Annotated in this window: 22 protein-coding genes; 4 read left to right on the top strand and 18 right to left on the bottom strand. The window is 35.3% G+C overall.

The annotated features are described in order from the left end of the window. Positions 1-8: 8 nt before the first annotated feature. Complete coding sequence (locus J0M08_04645; GenBank protein ID MBN8702329.1) at positions 9-1142, bottom strand: carbon-nitrogen hydrolase; 1134 nt, start codon at positions 1140-1142, stop codon at positions 9-11. A 63-nt stretch (positions 1143-1205) separates the two neighbouring features. Further along, a complete protein-coding gene (locus J0M08_04640) occupies positions 1206-2582 on the bottom strand; it encodes an aldehyde dehydrogenase (GenBank protein MBN8702328.1) in 1377 nt (458 codons plus the stop codon). Positions 2583-3292: 710 nt separating this feature from the next. Here J0M08_04640 and J0M08_04635 point away from each other — a divergent pair. Further along, a complete protein-coding gene (locus tag J0M08_04635) occupies positions 3293-4006 on the top strand; it encodes a restriction endonuclease (protein MBN8702327.1) in 714 nt (237 codons plus the stop codon). On the opposite strand, the gene dcm is transcribed toward J0M08_04635, so the two are convergent. The 3 genes from dcm to J0M08_04620 all read right to left on the bottom strand — a co-directional run bounded on the left by dcm (position 3992) and on the right by J0M08_04620 (position 9079). Next, positions 3992-5230, bottom strand: a complete 1239-nt coding sequence (dcm, locus tag J0M08_04630; protein MBN8702326.1) for a DNA (cytosine-5-)-methyltransferase — start codon at positions 5228-5230, stop codon at positions 3992-3994. The genes J0M08_04635 and dcm overlap by 15 nt on opposite strands. A gap of 338 nt (positions 5231-5568) precedes the next feature. Then, entirely contained in the window at positions 5569-6885 is a 1317-nt protein-coding gene (locus tag J0M08_04625; protein MBN8702325.1) for an HlyD family efflux transporter periplasmic adaptor subunit, read from the bottom strand. A gap of 1 nt (position 6886) precedes the next feature. After that, positions 6887-9079: a peptidase domain-containing ABC transporter gene (locus J0M08_04620; GenBank protein ID MBN8702324.1), complete on the bottom strand. Its 2193-nt coding sequence runs from the start codon at positions 9077-9079 to the stop codon at positions 6887-6889. 467 nt (positions 9080-9546) lie between these two features. On the opposite strand from J0M08_04620, the gene J0M08_04615 reads away from it, so the two are divergent. The 3 genes from J0M08_04615 to J0M08_04605 all read left to right on the top strand — a co-directional run bounded on the left by J0M08_04615 (position 9547) and on the right by J0M08_04605 (position 12185). After that, a complete protein-coding gene (locus tag J0M08_04615) occupies positions 9547-10212 on the top strand; it encodes a DUF4290 domain-containing protein (protein MBN8702323.1) in 666 nt (221 codons plus the stop codon). A gap of 41 nt (positions 10213-10253) precedes the next feature. Further along, complete coding sequence (gene murA / locus J0M08_04610) at positions 10254-11558, top strand: UDP-N-acetylglucosamine 1-carboxyvinyltransferase (protein MBN8702322.1); 1305 nt, start codon at positions 10254-10256, stop codon at positions 11556-11558. A gap of 63 nt (positions 11559-11621) precedes the next feature. Then, entirely contained in the window at positions 11622-12185 is a 564-nt protein-coding gene (locus tag J0M08_04605; GenBank protein ID MBN8702321.1) for a TlpA family protein disulfide reductase, read from the top strand. A gap of 221 nt (positions 12186-12406) precedes the next feature. Here the strand turns inward: J0M08_04605 and J0M08_04600 are convergent, their stop codons facing one another. The 13 genes from J0M08_04600 to J0M08_04540 form a co-directional block, all read right to left on the bottom strand. Then, positions 12407-15535, bottom strand: coding sequence for a T9SS type A sorting domain-containing protein (locus J0M08_04600; GenBank protein ID MBN8702320.1), 3129 nt, complete (start codon positions 15533-15535; stop codon positions 12407-12409). A 241-nt stretch (positions 15536-15776) separates the two neighbouring features. Beyond that, the gene (locus J0M08_04595) at positions 15777-16205 is read right to left on the bottom strand and encodes a hypothetical protein (protein ID MBN8702319.1); all 429 of its coding nucleotides are present in this window, start codon (positions 16203-16205) and stop codon (positions 15777-15779) included. A 70-nt stretch (positions 16206-16275) separates the two neighbouring features. Further along, on the bottom strand, positions 16276-16431 hold the full coding sequence (locus J0M08_04590) for a hypothetical protein (protein MBN8702318.1): 156 nt from the start codon (positions 16429-16431) through the stop codon (positions 16276-16278). A 114-nt stretch (positions 16432-16545) separates the two neighbouring features. Further along, positions 16546-17097, bottom strand: coding sequence for a transposase (locus tag J0M08_04585; protein ID MBN8702317.1), 552 nt, complete (start codon positions 17095-17097; stop codon positions 16546-16548). 97 nt (positions 17098-17194) lie between these two features. Then, complete coding sequence (locus J0M08_04580) at positions 17195-17524, bottom strand: hypothetical protein (GenBank protein MBN8702316.1); 330 nt, start codon at positions 17522-17524, stop codon at positions 17195-17197. Then, a complete protein-coding gene (locus J0M08_04575) occupies positions 17514-17720 on the bottom strand; it encodes a hypothetical protein (protein MBN8702315.1) in 207 nt (68 codons plus the stop codon). The genes J0M08_04580 and J0M08_04575 overlap by 11 nt, the downstream gene beginning before the upstream one ends. Before the next feature lie 150 nt (positions 17721-17870). Then, on the bottom strand, positions 17871-18359 hold the full coding sequence (locus J0M08_04570) for a hypothetical protein (GenBank protein ID MBN8702314.1): 489 nt from the start codon (positions 18357-18359) through the stop codon (positions 17871-17873). A gap of 224 nt (positions 18360-18583) precedes the next feature. Then, a complete protein-coding gene (locus J0M08_04565) occupies positions 18584-18751 on the bottom strand; it encodes a hypothetical protein (GenBank protein ID MBN8702313.1) in 168 nt (55 codons plus the stop codon). After that, positions 18738-19217 carry a PIN domain protein gene (locus tag J0M08_04560; protein MBN8702312.1) on the bottom strand — a complete coding sequence of 160 codons (480 nt, stop codon included), beginning with the start codon at positions 19215-19217 and terminating at the stop codon, positions 18738-18740. The genes J0M08_04565 and J0M08_04560 overlap by 14 nt, the downstream gene beginning before the upstream one ends. A 356-nt stretch (positions 19218-19573) precedes the next feature. Further along, positions 19574-19822 (bottom strand): hypothetical protein, encoded by a 249-nt coding sequence (locus tag J0M08_04555; GenBank protein MBN8702311.1) that lies wholly within the window; start codon positions 19820-19822, stop codon positions 19574-19576. Between the two features lie 132 nt (positions 19823-19954). Next, entirely contained in the window at positions 19955-20371 is a 417-nt protein-coding gene (locus J0M08_04550; protein ID MBN8702310.1) for a hypothetical protein, read from the bottom strand. 535 nt (positions 20372-20906) lie between these two features. Next, on the bottom strand, positions 20907-21074 hold the full coding sequence (locus J0M08_04545; protein ID MBN8702309.1) for a hypothetical protein: 168 nt from the start codon (positions 21072-21074) through the stop codon (positions 20907-20909). Then, positions 21061-21540 (bottom strand): PIN domain protein, encoded by a 480-nt coding sequence (locus tag J0M08_04540; protein MBN8702308.1) that lies wholly within the window; start codon positions 21538-21540, stop codon positions 21061-21063. Before J0M08_04540 ends, J0M08_04545 begins: the two co-directional genes overlap by 14 nt. Between the last annotated feature and the right edge of the window lie 27 nt (positions 21541-21567).

Below are 21567 nucleotides of genomic sequence, written 5' to 3'. Positions count from 1 at the left end.
TTATTTATTTAAAAACATACATTCCAAATTCCGGCCTTTGCAGAGCTTTTTACATCCTGCAATTTTCCTTCTCTTACAATAAAAGGATTTCCATCCGCGCCTAAATCCCACAATTCTCCTTTAAGAAATACATTTACACCAAGCGGAGTTTTTGTACTGCTTATCCTTCCCGGCATAGCATACTTTATCCAGGCTTGCTGTTCGGTAATTTTTCCAAGGTCTGATTTTTCAACATCGGCAGGATTTTCGGAGCCATTGTATCCATTCCAAACTGCATTCATTGTTTTATTGCCAACACAGAAAGAGCCCACCAAAACTATTTCGGGCATTAGTTTGTTTAGCTGCTCATAGCTTTCGGGATACCATGAATCGGCACATATAAGTACGCTGGTTTTTCCTATAGGTAAGTTGTATATCGGAAGTTGATTGATAGGATGTGCTTGCAAAAACGATAATTCGCTATCAATTAAAAAAGATTTTTTTACAATTTGTGGATCGATAGTTCCGTTTGCATTGAATACAAAGCTGCAATTGTAAAGTGGTTGTGTAATGTCTACATTTATTTCGTTTTCGTTTTTAATAGTTGGAGACGGAAGTACGATAGAGCCTGCACTAATGGCAACTTGGTATTTGCTAGCCAATGTTTTAAATACATTGCAATAGATTGCAGACATAGTAGTGGCTTTCATTTTAAAAATTGCAGCTGCAAATGCATCTTTTTCGCCTTTGCCATTAAAAAGAGAACGAATAAATTTTATTGGATTGCTCAAAACCATTATGGTCATTGCATTAGTAACGGTTGTTGCATGCAATGCACTTTTTTTCTCTCCATTTACAACAAGCCAGGTGCCTAGGTATTCCGGTAGCACTACAACTGTTTTTTCGTTAAAGTAACCAGCCTCTTGAGCAGCTTCAAAATAGGTATTTAGTTTTTCGTAAAAATGTTTTTCCGAAGCATAATCAGTTGTAAGCATGTAAGGTTGTATGCCTACAATGTGCCTGCTACATGAGGAATCTAGCGTAATTGACTCTTGCTGCTCAATGAATGATTTAGATTCTGTCCATTCTTCTGAACGTCCTATGGTTGCCCAAAATATCCATACTCCAATAACAAGTACTATTATAATTAAAATCTTTTTCATGTATTGTATCGTTTTACTTTTCAGTCTGCATTTTGAAACTTGTTGTTATGGGCTGCAACAAGGCTAAATAAATTTTTTCAATAATTTAAAAAACTTAAACGGCACGTATTTAAAAGGTAAGTCAATCCAAGTAGGTGTGCTCACAATTCCTTTTGCATTGCTAAAAGCTAAAAAACTTTCTTTGCCGTGGTATTTATTTAAGCCGCTGTTTCCTACTCCCCCAAAAGGTAAGTGGTGATTGGCAATATGCATCATGGTGTCGTTAATGCAAACACCTCCGGCAGTAGTTTTTGAAAGCACTTCGTTTGCTTTTTTTGTTGCTCCAAAATAATAAAGTGCCAACGGTTTTTCTTTAGAGTTAATATATGTTACTACTTCGCTTATGTTTTCAAATGCAAGTATTGGTAATACAGGGCCGAAAATCTCTTCCTGCATTATTGGGGACTCCGGCTTACAATTATCTAAGAGAGTAGGTTCGATAAACTTATCGTTTCTGTCTGTTCTTCCACCAAATAAAATGGTTCCTTGGGTTATTAATTTTTCAATGCGATCAAATGCCTCTACAGTAACAATGCGAGGATAGTGCTTGCTTTCTTGGATATTTTTTCCAAACATTTTGTGGATGTGCTCCACCATTTTCTTTACCAATTCTTCTTTTACTGATTGATGTACAAATACATAATCAGGCGCAATGCAAGATTGACCGGCATTAATTGTTTTGCCCCAAATAATTCGTTTAGCCGCCAAATCAATATTTGCCTCTTTATCTACAATACAGGGACTTTTTCCTCCAAGCTCTAATACAACTGGAGTAAGGTGTTGGGCTGCAGCCTTCATCACAACTTTTCCAACCGCACTGCTTCCTGTAAAAAATATAGTATCAAACTTTTGTTCGAGCAACATTTCATTTACTTCTCTTCCACCTTGCACAACAGCTACATAATTAGCCGGAAAAATTTCTTTTAACAAGTCTTCCATCACTTTTGCGGTATGCGGAGCATGAGGAGAAGGTTTTAAAATAGCACAACATCCGGCAGAGATAGCACCAACAAGAGGATTCATCAACAATTGAAAAGGGTAATTCCACGGAGCAATTACAAGCGCAACACCTAAAGGTTCGTATTGTATTTTACTACTAGAAGGAAATAAATAAAATGGAGTTGAAACTCCTTTGGGAGACGACCAGTAGCCTATATTCTTTATATGATTTGTAATTTCTTCTAAAACAATGCTTATTTCTGTTAAGTAAGCCTCTTCAAATGATTTGCGCAAGTCTTTCGAAAGTGCATCTGCAATTTTCGATTCGTATTTTATAATAGCATTTTTTAGTTTTTTTAATGCTTCAACTCTAAATGCACAATTCTTTGTTTGATGCGTAGCAAAAAATGCACGTTGCTGTTGTAAAACATATTCAATATCCTTTCGAGTTATATCTTCCATGCGAAAAGCGCTTAAAATTTAAGTAACAAAAATACAACTAATCTTGTTGCTCCTGCAAATGTTTTATAGTAGATCTATTTCATAATTTAAGGCGAATAAAGCGTTGAAAGTATTTAAAATATTGAACTTTAGGGCTGTCATCCTGAGCCTGTCGAAGGATTTGGGAAAGCTTACCCACACACTTCAGTGTGACCAATACCTTATAAGTTGATTAAAAAATGTTGTATTGAATTATGACGGAAGTCTATTATAGGACTGGGGAGACTTGAAAGGCAAACGAATTGTAAACGCAACTAATTGTATGGATAACTCGTAAAAAGAAGGAAAAGTAGTAGTAGAAGTTGGGCTGGAGGAAACCGGAAGAATGAGAACTAATAATACACCTAAACTTCTTTTAAGCTCCCCGAGCAGCAAAAAAAATAATGATACCCGTTGATTATTTATACTAGAAAGGGCTATATTTAAAAATAAATAACAGCTAGTGAGTAGCGGCAATCTACCAAATTTAGGAGAGCTTTGCGAAATAAAGTTTCGGGTATAACGAAGTTAGACGTCATTCTGGAACGTATAGAGCAAACAATGACCAATATTGCTAAATATTGACTTTTAATGCTAACTTCGAAACTTATTTTTTTGACAGAATTGAACAAAAGACAAGTTACAAAGCATATTCGAACATTAAGAACAATGCACACAAATATTAAGATGAAATGAAACAAAATGAGTTGCTAAAAGAAATAGTTATATATTTTGAAAAAAATATTTTTGAGAACCATGTAAATGCTTCTTTAAAAACTCATTCAAAATTGAAATCTTACAATATAAATCCAATTGTTGTAAAGTATTTATCCAAAGTTTTAGAAGGTAACTATAGTCCTGAAGGAGTTGCTAAAGCTCTTTATTATCCTAGAGTATTAGGCACATCAATAAACACATCATTTGGAACAAGAATTCAAAATATGTTTGTTGAATTGGAAATTGCTGAAGGTTCAAAAATTAAAGGTATGGACATTGAGTTTATTGATAAAATAGACAAAAGAAGAAAATGGTGTCAACTTAAATCAGGACCTAATACAATTAATTCTGAAGATGTTCAGCCACTCATAAAAAAGTTTACAACTACAATTAATTTAGCAAGAACCAATAAATCTCTTAAAGGAATTAGTAATAATGATTTTATTGTAGGTGTGCTTTATGGTGAAAGTGCTGAATTAAGTATGCATTACAAAGAAATTGACAAAACCCATCCTGTTATAATTGGAAAAGAATTTTGGCACCGAGTTACTGGTTTTCCAAATTTCTATAATGGTTTGGTAGCAGAACTTCATAAAAGCATTAACAGTCTTGATACAAAAGATTTTATAAATAAAGGTTGCGAAGAACTTGCTGAAGAAATCAGAAAATCTCCACTATTTACGTTTTAACTTTGAATAATATTCATTCAGAAATTTTACGATAGAAAGACCAACTTCTTTTCCTAAGTTAACGGGAACTGCATTGCCAATTTGTTTATATTGCTGTGCTAATGAACCTTCAAATCTCCAATCATCTGGAAATGTTTGAATTCTTGCATATTCACGAACAGTAAAAGGACGGGTTTCTTCGGGATGACATCTTTCTGTTTGTTTTTGTGCTGGGCTGCAAGTAAGTGTTAGACAGGGTTCGTCCCAACCAATTCTCCTTGCAATACCTGTTTTCCCACCACCTAAATAAAAACTTCCGCCCATAAATTCTTTTTGAATTTTCAGAGGCAAGTCTCTCCAATAACCCTTTTGAGGAACTAAATCTAAAACATCTTTTTTGTTTTTTGGGTATTTTGCACCTGGAGATTTTGGAACATTGCAATCAAATAATTCGCCTTTTTTCAATGCATCTTTCAAGGTGTAAATTTTTTTATATGGTTTTGGATATTCATATTGCAAATCAATATCTTTTCTAATTCCTACCAAAATTAATCTTTCTCTTTTCTGAGGTACTTTAAAATTAATAGCTTTTAAAACTTGAACAGGAACAACATTGTACCCAATTTCATCTAAAACAGAAATCATGCCTTGTAATGTTTTGCCGTTTTCGTGGCTTAACAAGCCACGAACATTTTCACCAATACAAATCGGAGGATTGACCTGCCTTACAACTCTTGCAAATTCATAAAAAAGTGTTCCTCTTGCATCTGCAAGACCTAATTTTTTTCCTGCGTAACTAAATGCTTGACAAGGAAAGCCACCAGTAACGACATCAATTTTGTTTTTGTATTCAGAAAAATCAAAAGACTTTATATCACCTTCTAATACCTTCCAATGCGGACGATTTTTTCGCAAAGTTTGACAAGCCCATTTATCAATTTCATTCAATGCGACACATTTCAATCCCGCTTTTTCCATACCGACAGCAAGACCACCAGCTCCAGCAAACAATTCTAAAACTGAATAATCATTATGGGGCTCGACATGATTAGAAACATCACTTTTCACGTCTTTACTAACAAAGTCTGCAAAAAGCATTTCGACCTCCTCCCTTTTATAAACTCTATAGTTACTCATTGGTTCACGAACAGCCGACAATTTCCCATCTCTATCCCAACGTCTGAGAGTTTCTTTACTTTTACCAATGAGTTCAGATGCTTCTGAAAGCGTTAAATATTTATCCATAACCAAATAGATTAACATTATACAATGGTTACAAATTTAAAACTTAGAATGACATTAACAACCCTGACCGAAAAAAAAGAAAGAACGCCTAACACCACCTAAGTAAGATGCGGAGTTCGTGCAAGTCGCAAATGTTTATTAAAGCGGTATAACTTTATTTCTAAGCATTTGCCAGTTCCTTGAGTCCTTTTAATTTATATTTGTTTAGCAGACTAGTTAGCGTAAGTAATAATAAACCCGCATCGTGCTTAGCTGCGGAACGTTAGTAGGATTATCAACAATTTCCCATAAACAGAAGATACTATTTGAGAAGCCCCCCCTAAAGAAATATCACTCCTTTACTTTATTTTATCTAACACACTCTTTAGCTGGTTAAATATTCGTTCAAATAAACGAAGATCATCCGTTACTATATCCGCAGCGCCTGCCATTTCTTGTTTAAACTCCAGCTCTTTGTGATACGTAGTCATCAATCCATTGGCAAGCTCAATATCTAATAAATACTGCCCATTACGAGGCACTTTAGAAATGCTTACAATCTTGCCTTCTACCACCCCATATTCATTGTGCGGATATCCTTCAAACTTAACACGCACCAATTGCCCTAGCTTAACCTTTCCTGAGCCTAATGATGATAACAATACCTTACCTTTAATTTTATCTGAGTTAGAAACAACAGTCATTATTTCTTCGTTTGCATTCACAAACTGATTCTCGCTCCAATATTTAAATAACGAAACATATCCATCCGTTGGGGCTATCATAATATAGGTTTGCTCCCACTGCGCTATTTGCGATAGCATTCTGCTGTAAGCCTCACGAACAGAAGACAGCACAGTTCGTTTACGCTCTATCTCTTGTTGCTTTAAATCTAAAATTGCCTTTTTGTATTCTTCTTGTTGCACGGTATTCGAAATAATATTAATGGTAATATTTTCGAATGAATATTTTTTCTGTAAATAACCGGATTGTTTATTCAGGTATTCTACTTCGCTTACAGCCTTGTTGTCATAGAGCTTTTGGTCTTTGTTAAATAAATTTTGTGTAATGGAAAAATCTTCTGCCAGTATGCGCTTTTGCTGCACCAGCTTTTCATTCATTACATAGTAATTGTTTATTTGATTCTGAATTGCTGCAATTTTTTGCCCATAATAATCATTCGAAAAAATATCAATCGCCTCATACACATAGCGCTGAAAAGCTGAATAATCAGGCTGCAGTTCGCCCAAAAACAAATTGGAATCAAGCGCAACAGCTTGGTAATTCATTGGAGTAGAAAGCACGGACTCAAACTCTTTCAGTTTGGTTTTAAGCTTGGCTACATCGTCAATATTTACAATAGTTTTAAAGGCTGCCAAGTACTCTCCTTTTTTTACTTTTTGATTTTCTTTAACAAACAATCTACTGAGCTCTCCGCTGGTTCGTGCCACAACTCGTGCAGGTGGCTGATCGGAAGTAAGCGTAAATTGTGCAGTAATAATATCCGGATAACGAATAAACCATGTTCCAACTAATAAACCAACAATGATTAAAAAAATTACCGTGATACCTGCGCGTATTATCCATGCGGGTGTTTTAGTCAATACCTCCTGAACCGCCTCGCTTCTTACTTCGAGACGTCTGTCTTCCACTTCCATTTTTTCTATTGGCGACATCTTAGTTTCCTAGCTCCAGTTGGTTTTTAACTAAATTAAAATATGCACCGCGCAAACGCACCAATTCTTCATGTGTTCCGCGTTCAATAATTACACCCTTTTCAATCACCAGTATTTGGTCGGCTTTCTTCACTGTACTTAGCCTATGTGCCACTACAACCACCGTTCGGCCTTTGAAGAAATTATCCAAATTCTCCATAATCACTTTCTCGTTATTCGCATCCAACGCATTGGTAGCCTCATCTAAGAAAATATATTCCGGATTTTTATATACAGCACGAGCAATTAAAATTCGTTGCCGCTGCCCCATACTCAAGCCATGCCCATCTGCTCCAATCTTTTGGTTATACGCCATTGGCAAGCCTTCTACAAACTCTTGAATATTGGCAACCTTTACAGCCCACAGCAATCGCTCTTTGTCGATGATTTCTTCGCCTACCGCAATATTTTTAGCAATAGTATCGGAAAAAATAAATCCGTCTTGCATTACAACACCTACGCGCCTGCGCCATTGGCTGCTACTAAAGTTTTCCAAATTTATATCGCCTACTTTTATTTCTCCCTCCGCAGGTTTGTAAAACTTCAAGAGCATTTTAAGGATTGTCGTCTTGCCACTGCCACTAGTGCCAACAATGGCAGTTACCTTGCCTTCGGGGATATGCACGTTCACATTCTTCAACACCATTTCGGAATGTTTTCCTTCGTATTGAAATGCAACATTGTTCAGTTGCAACGACTTGTTCTCCGGGAATATATTATTGGCAAGCTGTTCAGGCGTTTCTTCGTCTTCTTTGTTGTGAATTTCACTTAATCGCTCCAAACTCATTTTTGCATCTTGTGCAGATTGAATAAACCCAATCAATTGATTAATGGGCATATTCAGCTGCCCTAGAATGTAGGACACCGACATCATCATACCCAATGTCATATTCCCGTCAATTACTTCCTTCGCAGAAATAAAACTGATGATAATATTTTTCAGCTCGTTTATAAGCAAAGAGCCCGCTTGCTGGTATTGCCCAATAGTCAAGCCTCTTACGCTTAGTTTAAATAATTTAACCTGTATGTGTTCCCATTCCCAACGTTTCTGGCGTTCGCAGTTTTGCAATTTTATTTCTTGCATGCCACCAATCAACTGTATCATGTTATTTTGATTCTCCGACATTTCGCTAAAGCGCTTGTAATCCAACTCTTTTCTGAATCGCAGGAAGAACACAACCCACAAGGCATACAGAATACTTCCAATAAAAAAGATGGTTAATATTTTCATGCTGTAATAGGCCATTATAACACCAAACACAATAAAATTAATCATCGAAAAAAGTGTGTTTAACGTAGAAGATGTCATGAACTGCTCTATTCTACTGTGATCTCCGATGCGCTGCATGATGTCCCCTGTCATCTTTGCATCAAAATACGAGATAGGTAAACGCATTAATTTCGCCAAGAAATCAGACACAATAGAAATATTTATTCGAGAACTGATGTGCAGTAATATCCAACTCCTAATAAATTCAACCGATGCGCTGCTTAGTGTTAGCACCAATTGCGCAATAAGTATCATGTACACAAAATTTATATTTTGATTCCCTACACCATAATCCACCAACGATTGCGTTAAGAACGGAAGTATTAATTGCAGCAAAGTGCCTACCAACAAGCCAATAAAGAGCTGAATAAAGTATTTTTTATAATTCAATAAATACTTAAACAAAAAAGAAAAACCTCGTTTATTGTCTTTAGCAATATCTTTTTCGTTTTTCTCATGAAACTCGGGAGTAGTCTCAAACAAAAGCAATACGCCTTGTTCACCCGGCAAACTAACCCAATACTTTTTAAATTCTTCTTTGGTGTAGGTTATCATTCCATGCGCAGGATCGGCAACATAGACTTTATCCTTCTTAATTTTATGAACCACCACAAAGTGGTTCAGCCTCCAATGCGCAATACAAGGCAATGGTAAATTATCGGCCAATTGCTCAAAGGTTACGCGTACACCAAGTGTCCTAAAACCAATAGACTCCGCTAAATCGCTTATTCCTAGTAGATTAACACCCTCTCGTGTTAAATACGCGCGTTCCCTCAAAAACGGCATTGGGTAAGTCTTTCCATAATATTTGCTTATCATGGAAACACACGTAGGACCACAATCCTTTTGATCTAATTGTTTTTGAAAAGGAAAACTTTTAAGCATCTAACGCATAGTATTTCAGCCAATTAAGTTACTTATTAATAGATGCTAATTGTTTGTGGTCGAATAATGATATTAACGCAACATAGTTGATAACCCACTTGCATCCAAATTTTGGTGTATCTTATACCTAATCAGCATCTTAGGAAATAAAATTGACTTCTTGTTTTGTTGAAAGTATATTTGCAACAACAACCTAAACCATGAATGCAAATAACACAAAAAAAACTACTATAAAACCATTGAGTCCGTTTTATAACATATCTAATCATCCCAAAATTTTTGTTTACAAACCCGAACAATCGGAAGACAAACGAAAACAAATACGAGTTGATTTTGAACTCCCCAAGCACTTTTTGAATTAAACACGCAACCTTATTTTATTTTTCCAAAACACTTATTTTTGCTCACTAGCAAGAGTTTTGCTCGTTTCAATAAAATAAAATACATTTAGTGTATAATTCGAGTTTATGGAATATCACACAAGTTTACCACATTTAATATTACCAGAATACGGCAGAAATATTCAACGAATGGTTGATTTTGCCATTACCGTAGAGGATAAAGAAGAGCGAGCTAAAGTAGCAAAAGCAATTATTTATGTAATGGGGCAACTAAACCCGCACTTAAGAGATGTGGCGGATTTTAAACATAAGCTTTGGGATCACTTATATATTATTTCTGATTTTAAATTGGATGTTGAGTCGCCTTACCCAAAGCCATCAAAAGAAACATTTCAAACAAAACCCGACAAAGTTCTTTATCCTTCGCACAACGTAAGGTATAGACATTATGGCAATACGGTAGAGCGTTTAATTGAGAAAGCAAGTACATACGAAGAAGGCGATGAAAAAAACGCATTAATTGCATCTATTGCAAACCTAATGAAAAGATGTTACCTGACTTGGAACCAAGAAACAGTGGAAGATGTAGTTATACTGCAACAGTTGGAAGAATTGTCGAAAGGCAAACTAAAAGTGCAAGAGTCATTCCGTTTGCATAACACTAACGACATTTTAGCTCGAAACAAAAAAAGACCGAACGAAAGAACGGAAAGAAATGACCGAAATGATAGGAATAACAACGGTCGTAATAGGAATAACAATAATAATAGATTTCATAAAAGGAAATATTAATATTTTCTTTCATTTATCAACGTTCAAATTTTAAATTTCCAGTGGCACATTTTGAGATAATTGGCGGTAAAAGACTAAAAGGAGAACTTACTCCGCAAGGCGCCAAAAACGAAGCTTTACAAATATTATGCGCAGTATTACTTACTCCCGAAAAGGTGGTAATAAGCAATGTGCCCGACATTATTGATGTAAATAAATTAATTGATTTACTAAAAGAATTAGGAGTTAAAGTAGAGAAAACAGCGCACGAACAATTTACATTTCAGGCAGATGACGTAGATGTAGATTACTTAAATTCGCCTGAGTTTAAAAAGAAAGGCTCTGCTCTTCGAGGCTCTATCATGATTGTAGGTCCGCTATTAGCGCGTTTTGGAAGAGGTTATATTCCTAAGCCGGGCGGAGACAAAATAGGCAGAAGACGTTTAGACACCCATTTTATTGGCTTTGAAAAATTAGGAGCAAAGTTTAACTACGATACCGATAGTGAATTTTACAAAGTAGAGTCGCCAAAGTTGAAAGGCGCGTATATGTTATTAGACGAGGCCTCTGTAACAGGCACCGCAAACATTGTAATGGCAGCTGTTTTAGCAGAAGGCGTTACAACTATATACAATGCCGCTTGCGAGCCATACATACAACAGCTTTGCAAAATGCTAAACAGCATGGGCGCAAAAATTTCCGGCATTGGGTCTAATTTGCTTACAATAGAAGGTGTTAATTCTTTGAAAGGGTGCGAACATCGTATGCTGCCCGACATGATTGAAGTAGGTAGCTTTATTGGCTTGGCAGCCATGACACAATCTGAAATTACCATCAAAAATGTTGGGTATGAACATTTAGGAATTATTCCGAATGTATTTCAGCGCTTAGGAATAAAAATGGAACGCAGAGGCGATGATATATTTATTCCTGAACAAGAATCGTACGAAATAGATACGTTTATTGATGGTTCTATACTTACTATTGCTGATGCTATATGGCCGGGCTTTACACCGGATTTATTAAGTATTGTATTAGTTGTGGCAACACAAGCTAAAGGCAGCGTACTCATCCATCAAAAAATGTTTGAAAGTCGATTGTTTTTTGTTGACAAGCTTATAGACATGGGCGCACAAATTATATTGTGTGATCCACATCGTGCAAATGTAATTGGACTTAACAGAGAACATGCATTAAAGGGGATTTCTATGACATCACCCGATATTAGAGCCGGGGTGTCCCTTTTAATTGCTGCCTTATCGGCAAAAGGGAAAAGTACCATATACAATATAGAGCAGATAGACAGAGGATATCAGCATATTGATGAACGTTTGCGAAAACTTGGCGCGGAAATTGTAAGAAAGTAAATATCCCTACTACATTTTGTATGTGGGGATTAATAAATGTCAAATTTTTAAAAGAATACGATTATGAGAAAAATAGCAGCTTTAGTAACAGTACTTGCTGGAGTAATGTGCTTTGCATTTATTCCTAAAAAAAACAAGCAAGAAGACAAATCGCCATCCGGAAGTGTTGTAGGCGTTAATATAGGCAACAAAGCTCCGGAAATAAAATTCAAAAGTCCGGAAGGGAAGGAAATTGCACTGTCCGATTTAAAAGGGAAAGTGGTATTAATTGATTTTTGGGCGTCTTGGTGCGGTCCTTGCCGACATGAAAATCCTGCTGTGGTTGCAGCGTACAATAAATTTAAAGATGTTAAGTTTAAAAATGGAAAAGGATTTGAGGTTTACAGTGTTTCCCTTGATCAAAACAAAGATGCTTGGATAGCTGCCATTAAGAAGGACAATCTAACTTGGCCATATCATGTAAGCGATTTAAAAGGATGGCAATCAGAGGCAGGTGCCTTGTATCGTGTAAATTCAATACCAACTAATTTTTTAATTGATGGTAAGGGTATAATTATTGCAAAAAATTTAAGAGGAGCCGCTTTAGAATCTAGTCTAAACGAGTTTGTAAATCCCTCTAAAAAATAATACAAATCTCACTCAAATATCCTCGTTTAACGCAGTGTAACGAGGATGCTTGAGTTTAGCGTTTGCAACGCGATCCTTAAATAATCTTTGTAATATTTACCTGGCCTTTCCCATCTGCATAATCGATGGCACTGCTAAAAATATAATTGTCCGGGTTTTGCATACAATCATTTCACGAACATAATTTTTGCGTTGGGGCTTCCTGTTTAGGAGTGGAATCCCTATCTATTTATAAAAATTTTTCTAGTCGATTTAAAATCCGCTGAAAGCATAGATATAAAATAAGTGCCATTTGTTAAGTGCTTTAAATCTATACTTGTATTTAAGCTTGATAGCGTAGAAACATACACAACTTCACCAAGTACATTTTCAACAATTAATTTACTGTTTGTAGTATTCAAATTATTCAGCACAACATTGAACTCGCCACTACTTGGATTTGGGTAGACTACAAAAACAGTTTCGTTTATTTGATTAGCAATTCCGGTGCAAATTTCAACGGTAATCAACACACTATCTTGTTTGGTACAACCCCATAAATCGCTAGCTGTTGCTATGTATGCAGTTGTATTTGTAGGTGACACAGTAAACGTATTTGCTAATAAACTGCCAAGAGACCAAGTGTAGTTAAATGCTCCCGTGCCTCCAGTCGCAGTTACAGTAATAGTGGTACTTGCCCCGAGACAAATAGTATCCGGATTGCTAAGCGAAATAGAAATTGCCGGGTTTACTTTAATTATTAAACTATCGCTGGCCACACATCCTAAGCTATCTGAAACACTAACAATATAAACGGTAGTGCTATCAGGATTTACATTTTGAGTATTTCCCGCTAAATTACCCGGAGCCCAAGCGTACGTGTAATTTCCGTGGCCACCGTTTGCTGTTGCACTAATCTGTGTGGTGTCGCCATAACAAATTGAGTCATTGCTACTCACATTAACACTAAGAGGGGAAGCGTAGCTTGCATTTACGGACGCTTGAGCAATTGCCCCTTTTGTGTTTAAAATGGTAATCGTATAATTACCGCTCTGATTTATCTTTATCTTTTGAGTTGTTGCCCCGGTATTCCATAGATACACGTAACCCACTCCACCTCCATTAACATTTGCAACAAGTGTATCTCCGGTGCAGCTTGCTATTTTCGAAATGCTAACGGTCATATATTCTATCAAACTAGATGAAGGCTGCCCGCAATAGCCTGTTGTTTCGTCAAATTGAACTACGTTGGAGTAGTTGCCATTTAGCGAGCACTTAAATAGTACACCCTTGTCATTGATTCCACCATTTGGAGTAACCCCATACAACAAACTATCACTTGCCTGAAGTAAACTTCCCGAAGGGTATTTTCCATCATTGGATGTAAAACTGTAAACAGTGCTCGCAGCTCCATTTATGCTGCACTTAAATATAGTTCCGAAATTATTGCTTCCTCCGGCAGATGTAGTTCCATACAAATTACTATCAGAAGCAAGAATTAAATCTACAAATGGATTCATCCCGTCATTTGCGTTTGTTCCAAAGCTGTACAGTACTTGGATATTTCCATCAATGCTACATTTATAAATGCAACCCATATCATTTGCTCCACCATATTGTGTTAATCCATATAAGGTATCGCTAACAGCGATAAAACTACCGGTAGAATAACGTGGCATTCCGGGCAAACCACCAAAATGATTTAAAATTGAAAAATTTCCTGACAATGTAATTCTGTAAATTGTTCCATCGCCATTATCGCCCCCAACATATGTAGTTCCGTAAATAGTATCATTCATAGCAAATAAGCTACTCATAGGATACATCCCATCATTACCAAGCGATCCAAAGCTATGCATTACCTGATGTTGTCCGGAGAAACTACATTTAAAAATTGTACCCATATCATAATCGCCACCCATCGTGGTAATTCCATAGAGGGTATCATTTATTTCTATCAATCCCCCTTGTGAAGGTCTTCCATCTGCAAGATTTTTAAAATGATAAATAGTTGAAATAGTTCCGGTTGGGGTAACTTTAAAAATAGTACCAAAGCCAAAATCTCCGCCTGCAGAATTCATTCCATACATATTTCCATCACTCGCCTGCAACAACGTATTAAAAGGCGAATAGCCCATCGAATTGGTTCCAAATTCGTGCAGTAATGAAAAACTTCCAGAGGTAGTAATAGAAAATAATGTACCTTCTGTAGTTGCTCCACCTCCACCGGTAAAGCCATACAGGGTATCATTAACCGGAAGAAGTGTGCAACGAGGGGCGTTTCCGGCAGTATCATTAAAAAAATGAATGTTGCTAATTGTACCAATTAATGGGCATTTGAAAACACTTCCATAGTTAAAAGGTGTTGTTCCGTATAGCGTATCATTAATTAAAGCTAAACCACATTCCGGATTAGCATAGGCTCCAACAAAATGATCTACCACACTTAAGTTCCCCGTAAAACTACATTTGATAATACTTCCACCATTTGTTCCTGGACCTCTTAAAGAAGTAGTTCCGTATAACGTGTCATTAACTACAATTAAACTTCCTTTAGGATTAGAGCCGGTTGCAACAATAAAAGATACAAGCACAGATTCCTGCATCGTATTTAAATCGTACTTAAAAATTGTTCCTAAATTATTTGTCCCCCCCAATTCGGTTGTGCCATACAATGCATTATTGTGGTAAACTACAGAAGCCCATGGATTAGCTCCATCAGAGCCGTTACCAAAATCATGAAGCTTTGTAAACACACCCGAAAAAGAAATTTTGAATAACGTTCCCTTCCCGTAGGCACCACCATCTTTTGTTAAACCGTATAGTGCATTGTTGTACTCAATTAGTTTTCCATAGGGATTATAGCCATCGTTGTTGGTGGTATTTAAACTATATAATACAGCAGTATTTCCATTAAGATCGGATTTATAAATTGTTCCCTTACCAAATGCTCCTCCGCTCGAAGTCATACCATATAAGGTATCGTTGCTTGCTTGAATAAGTCCTGCTTTGGGCAGTTTCCCAATTAAAGTATCTTCAAAATAACAAATAGATTTATATTGATTCGTTGTTGGGTTGTACCGGAATATTGTTCCGTTGTTTTTTATGCCACCGTACGATGTTGTACCATACAAATTACCATCATTTGCCTTTAGCAGATTTTCATGCAAAGGAGCAATTCCATCTCTTGAAAAAGAATGTACCACAGAATTATTTCCGGATACTGAGCTATATTTTATGATAGAACCACCTATACTATCCCCAGCATAGGGCAGTGCACCCCATAAATTGCCCATTGTTTGGCTGTTTACAGCAGAGGTATAAAAAAGAGTTAAAAATGCAGCTAATGCAACAAGTAGACGTTTTTTCATTTTTTTGTTTTTACTTGCAATGAAAATAACATTTTGTATTTCAAAAAAAAAATCAATCTACACTGCTATTATTGCATTCGTTGATATCTCTTTTTAGTATAGTAACTGGATAGTTAAAAAAAGCCGGTAGAGATTTCCCCTTTACTCATTCTCGTTTAACGTAGTGTAACGAGGATGTTTTAGTTTAGCATTTGCAACAGAAACGGCACTAAGAAAATCTTAGCACCTACTGGGGGCAAGGTTACTGTTTATTAGCAAGGGTTATAGAAAAAAATTTATTTACAAAAACACCTGCAAGCTCTTTTGAAAAATATTCAATTTCACTTTTTTCTTGATCTTGCCATTTTCCAATGCCTACATCGGTTATATAGTTAAATCTAAAAATTTCAATTGGTTTTATTTCGGCAAAAGCGTCAGCATAACCATCTTTATCAAAAAAGCCTTGAAAGGTAGAGAACGCAAGATAATTGAGATGTTGTGAATTCGCTTTGTAAAGTTGAACACATAATGTATAGTTGTTACAAAAAATATCTATACCACTATGTTTATTAAGAGTTGTCCAACACTGAAATAAATTACCTTCCAAAATCTTTTTTCTCGTAAGACTATCTACAATTTCATTCATACTTGAAACCAATAATCTCATTTCGTCATCAATTGTTTGCATCATACTTCTTTTAGAGATTACTAAGCCCTACCAATCAAATGCCGGGCTTCATCTTATCGCCTACTGGGTAAAATTATTTTTTTTGTTGCGCAGAAAGTTCACTCCACCAATCAGTTTTAGATTTAGAGCTTTTTAGCCCATCTAAAAAAGATAATACATCAACATCGGACAATTGATTTATCCATGCAATTAAATTAAGTTTTGTTTTATTTAATTCTGCTGTACTCATGTTACAAATTTACCAAATTGTTGGTAGTGTGGCAATAATGCTGTTGTATTTAACTCATCCTCGTTTAACGCAGTGTAACGAGGATGCTTGAGTTTAGCGTTTGTAACGCGACTCCTAAATAATCTTTGTAATATTTACCACCCCTTTCCCATCTGCATAATCGATGGCGCTGCTAAAAATATAATCTTCCGGATTACTTACTATCATTTGCCGAACAGGATTCTGATGAATATAATTCAGCCTTTGCAAAATCCAATCGGTCTCTTTTAGACAAATAGCATGGTTATCATCTCTCCACAATTTATAATACGTTGCCCTACCTATGCGCTGTGCTTCAAATGCAAACTTATCTAACAACCATTCTCTTCTACTTTCGCCAATTTCTAAAATCTTTGTCGTTATTTCTTTAGATGTAAATTTTTTTAAATCTCTAATTATGTCCGACAAACTAAAACCCTCTTTTGCCCTTGCTATCAAATGCACATGATTACTCATAATAACATACGCAAAAACCTCTAATCCTTTTTTCTCAATACAAAAATTTAGTGAATCGGTAATTATTATTTTGTAATCCTTCCTAGTAAAAATATCTATCCAATTAACTACCGTAAATGTTAGAAAGTATACCTCTTGTTGATCTGCAATTTTATAATTATCACCACTCATTAATTTAAAAATAGTAGTTTTTGCGTTACAAACGCACTATTCAAACATCCTCGTTGCAAACGAGGATGAGGCGGGGTGAGAGGATTTGTGGTTAAATTTATTTTTCAATAATATTAACCAATTGCAATATCTGTTTATTAGAAATAGAGCTTTGTTCTGATTTATCATAAATTGCCAACAAATAAACGGTTGAGCCAGTAATGTGAATGTGAGTAATAATTCTTGCACCACCACTTTTCCCTTTTCCTTTACTAGAAATAGCCAAACGAATTTTATAGCAATTATTTAAAAGCAAACTTCCTTGAAATGGATTTTGCTCCAATTCATTTCCTAGATTATTAAGATCGTTAATTAATGATGGATATTTCTTAGCTAAACGTTTTAACTGTTTATCAAAAGGATAGATGGTTAGTATCTTATAGCTCACGCAACAAATCCTTTAATGGTTTTGCTTTTAGTTTTCCCTTTTTAGCCAAATTAACATTATGTACCGCCTCTTTGAGCTCTTCTACAAATAAACTTTCCTCTTCCGAAATAGGTTTAGCTTTTACAAAGGAAAAGTTTTTTAACACCTCCATAAAAAAAGCAGCCTTACTGTCTTTTATATCTAATAGTATTTTCATTGTAATTAAATCTAGTACAAATTTACCAAATTGTTGGTAGTGTAGCAATAATGCCATTGGAAATGTAAGCACAGCTTAGTAACAGTTACAACCTAAGCCCTTACACGCTTACCCTTCACGTCAGCTTAGCTCGTACTGGGGGGGTAATTGCTAATTATGAAAGAGGTATACTTTCTTGTCAAATCCTCCAATAGGTTGGATCTGATCATTTACAACCAAGCTTTCCAGGCCACACCAAAAATGACTCCCAAGCATATCTCGTCCGCCAAAGACACCATACTCAAAACCATATATTTTTTTAACAGGTTCATTTTTTAGCTTAATGAATAATGTGTCTGTAAGTAATATTTTTTGATTTAGATTGTAGCAAATACGTATATCTTTCTCTTCTTGATTTATAATTTTTTTTCTAATAGTGTCGATTTTACATTCTTGTTTTCCGCTAACAGATTTTATACAAATAAACAAGGAGTCTATATCTTCTGGTAAATAGTCACAGAAAACAAAATCTAAATTTTCAATTGATGTCATTTCTTTACACATTTTCTCTGTTTTGGCTTTTTTTGATTGGTAACTTTCAGTGTCGCATGATATCAAACCAAACATAAATAACAAAATAACTAAAATGTGTATTTTCATAATTTAGAATAAATTCAAAAAATATAGTAATTTATACTGATTTAAATTGAGATCGGAAAATCTAGATTTTCTGTTTTTACTCTCACAATACCGCCCAAACCACTTGCGTGATTCGGGCGGTATTTTTTTTCTATTTACTTATGTCTAATTACCAACTACTCTCCTAGCTTCCACACGCCTCGCACCCTTCCGGGTTATCGAGTGAGCAAGAAATGTTTGCCATGTTACACACCCAAAGGTTTTAGTTTGCTTTCTTTTAATTTTTGCTCAATATACTTTTTAAGCTCCTCAAAAGTCATGTCTGCTGTTTCTGCGCTTATTTTATCACGAATATCACGCATCATTTTTACAGCATCAAATCCATCTTTCTTATTAGTTTTATTCGTTTCCATAATTTATTAAATCTTTAGGGCTTCTTATTTCTATCATTGAGTATCCTTCTCTTAAATTAATAGAATTATACCCCTTTATTCGCTCTAAGTTTACTATATGTTTAAAATTCCAACTTGCTAAAACGTCAACTTTGTTTATGGTAGCTAAGGCAATATGTCTACAATCTTCTAAGCTCGTTTTACCAACTACTTTTTCTGCAATGTACAAATCTCCCAATTTTATCGCTTCATCCGTCACGGTAACTCTTTCAAAATTTTCAGTAGAATAATTGTATAGTAATTCCCTAACATGAATTGGAGCATTTGCTAATTCTAACTCCAGTAAATCAGATACCACAAATACAACTTCTTTATTTTCTAATCTATTAAAAAGCGCAACACTCTCCTCTTTAAATTCAGAATCAAAATAACCTCCAATCACAGAAGTGTCAATGTAAATACGCAATTTCTTCACTACTAAATATATCCTTTTTTTGTATGAATGTCAAATATCTATTCCTTATAAGCAAAGCCGAAACTTTCGCCCCGGCTTCACTTATTAAATTATTTATTCTTTTCCTTCTAGAACACCACGCCTCACATTTCGATACGTTCAGACTGAAATACGTCTGAACACTCAATGTGACAACGCGCGCGTTAGCCTACGACCCACACGCCTCACACCCCTCTGGATTATCCAACGAGCAAGAAATGTTTGCCATGTTTTCGTCAGCAGCAGTTTGTGCAGCTGTTATGTCTTCTACAGTCATGGTAGATACTTGTTGCTCTGCAGCAGCTGTTGGTTGTTGCAGAGAGAAACGATTACCAGTAAAGGCATTAAAGTTACAGGTTATATTGTTTTTTTACCTTTTCACGAAATGCTTCGTATGAAATGCCCTCTCCGTTATCTAATTGGATAATTCCTTCTTCAATAGCTTCTTTTAATTTAAGAGGTAAGCTGTTATAATCATCAATGCGCTTGTTTTTTGTTGTTAATGAAGAAAGCAATGCATATGCTTTGGATAACATGCTTTTATCTTCACTAGTATCAATTATGTTATGTAAACTATATTTTAATTCTGCTGTACTCATGTTACAAATTTACCAAATTGTTGGCAGCGTGGCAATATGGCTATTGGAAATGTAAGCACAGCTTACAAAAACAATTACAACCTAAGCCCTTAAACGCTTACCCTTCACGTCAGCTTAGCTCGTACTGGGGAATTAACCTTTATCTAAATTTCTGATTTGTAGTCTTATTATTTGCCTACCAGCAGTATCCATATTACAAGTGGCACTTATTAAATAATTTCGATCCTCTTCTTTATAGTAAATTTTCAACAACTCAAATTGCTCCATGATTGGGTCTTTGCTGTATTCGCATTTTAGATATTCTGCATTATCTGTTTTTAATTGCTTTAATTCTTGCAACATATAAGAAAACTCTACTGGATCCCATCCATCCTTCTTGCATATCTTTTTTAACTCTAAAGTATCATATGTAGTAATCATTTTAAATAACTCTTCTGGAAAAGAATTATAGCTTAACTTTTCATCTTGCTTGTTTTCTATTTTACTATCTATACTAGTGCAACCTATTAAACATACGATAAGGATTATATATAGTTTTCTAAATTCCATTTTTTATTATTTTAAATTATACCTGACTAGAAAATTTTTGTTCTCAAAAAATTCACGAATATACATTTTCCATAATACTATTTTCGTTTTGGAGATTAATCACAATAGTTTTCACATCACTCACTTCGTATTGAAACAAATAGTGCCTATAAATTGAAAAACAAATCCAAGAATTAGTAGTCCCAAACCAACATTCGCAAATATTTTAATTCTTCGATTCCCAATATGATCAGGCTCGCGTTCTGTGACACGTCTATCCCCTTGATCAACTTTACTAGGTAGGCCAAACCTTAATATTATTACTCCTCCTAAAATATCTAAAATTAAACCCATTTGAGTTAAACAGGTACTACTCATCGGCTTGGGCTTTAATTAGTATTCTATTTGTTTTCACTCCACCGCCCGAACCACTTGCGTAGCCCGGGCGGCACTTTTTTATTATTTACTTATATCTTATTACTTACTCCTTCTCACTTAACTCCCTCATGCCTCGCACCCTTCCGGATTATCGAGCGAGCAAGAGATGTTTGCTATGTTAAACACCCAAAGGCTTTAATTTACTTTCTTTTAATTTTTGCTCAATATACTTTTTAAGCTCTTCAAAAGTCATATCTGCTGTTTCTGCGCTTATTTTATCACGAATATCGCGCATCATTTTCACAGCATCAAATCCATCTTTCTTATTTTTTTTATTCGTTTCCATAATTTATTAAATCTTTAGGGCTTCTAATTTCTATCATGGAGTATCCTTCTCTTAAATTGATAGAATTATATCCTTTTATTCGTTCTAAGTTTACAATATGTTTAAAGTTCCAACTTGCTAAAACATCCACTTTGTTTATTGTGGCTAGGGCAATATGTCTACAATCCTCTAAGCTAGTTTTACCAACCACTTTTTCTGCAATATATAAATCTCCTAATTTTATCGCTTCATCTGTTAAGGGAACCCTTTCAAAACTCTCAGTAGAATAATTGTATAATAATTCCCTAACATGAATTGGAGCATTTGTTAATTCTAACTCCAGTAAATCAGATACCACAAATACAACTTCTCTATTTTCTAATCTATTAAAAAGGGCAACACTCTCCTCTTTAAATTCAGAATCAAAATAACCTCCAATTACAGATGTGTCAATATAAATACGCAATTTCTTCACTAGTAAATATATCCCTTTTTTATATGAATGTCAAACATC

The sequence above is a fragment of the Bacteroidota bacterium genome (genome assembly GCA_017303975.1).
GTDB lineage: Bacteria > Bacteroidota > Bacteroidia > JAFLBG01 > JAFLBG01 > JAFLBG01.
The sequence above is the reverse complement of the archived record's forward strand: the minus strand, read 5'-3'. Positions and strand labels throughout refer to the sequence as shown.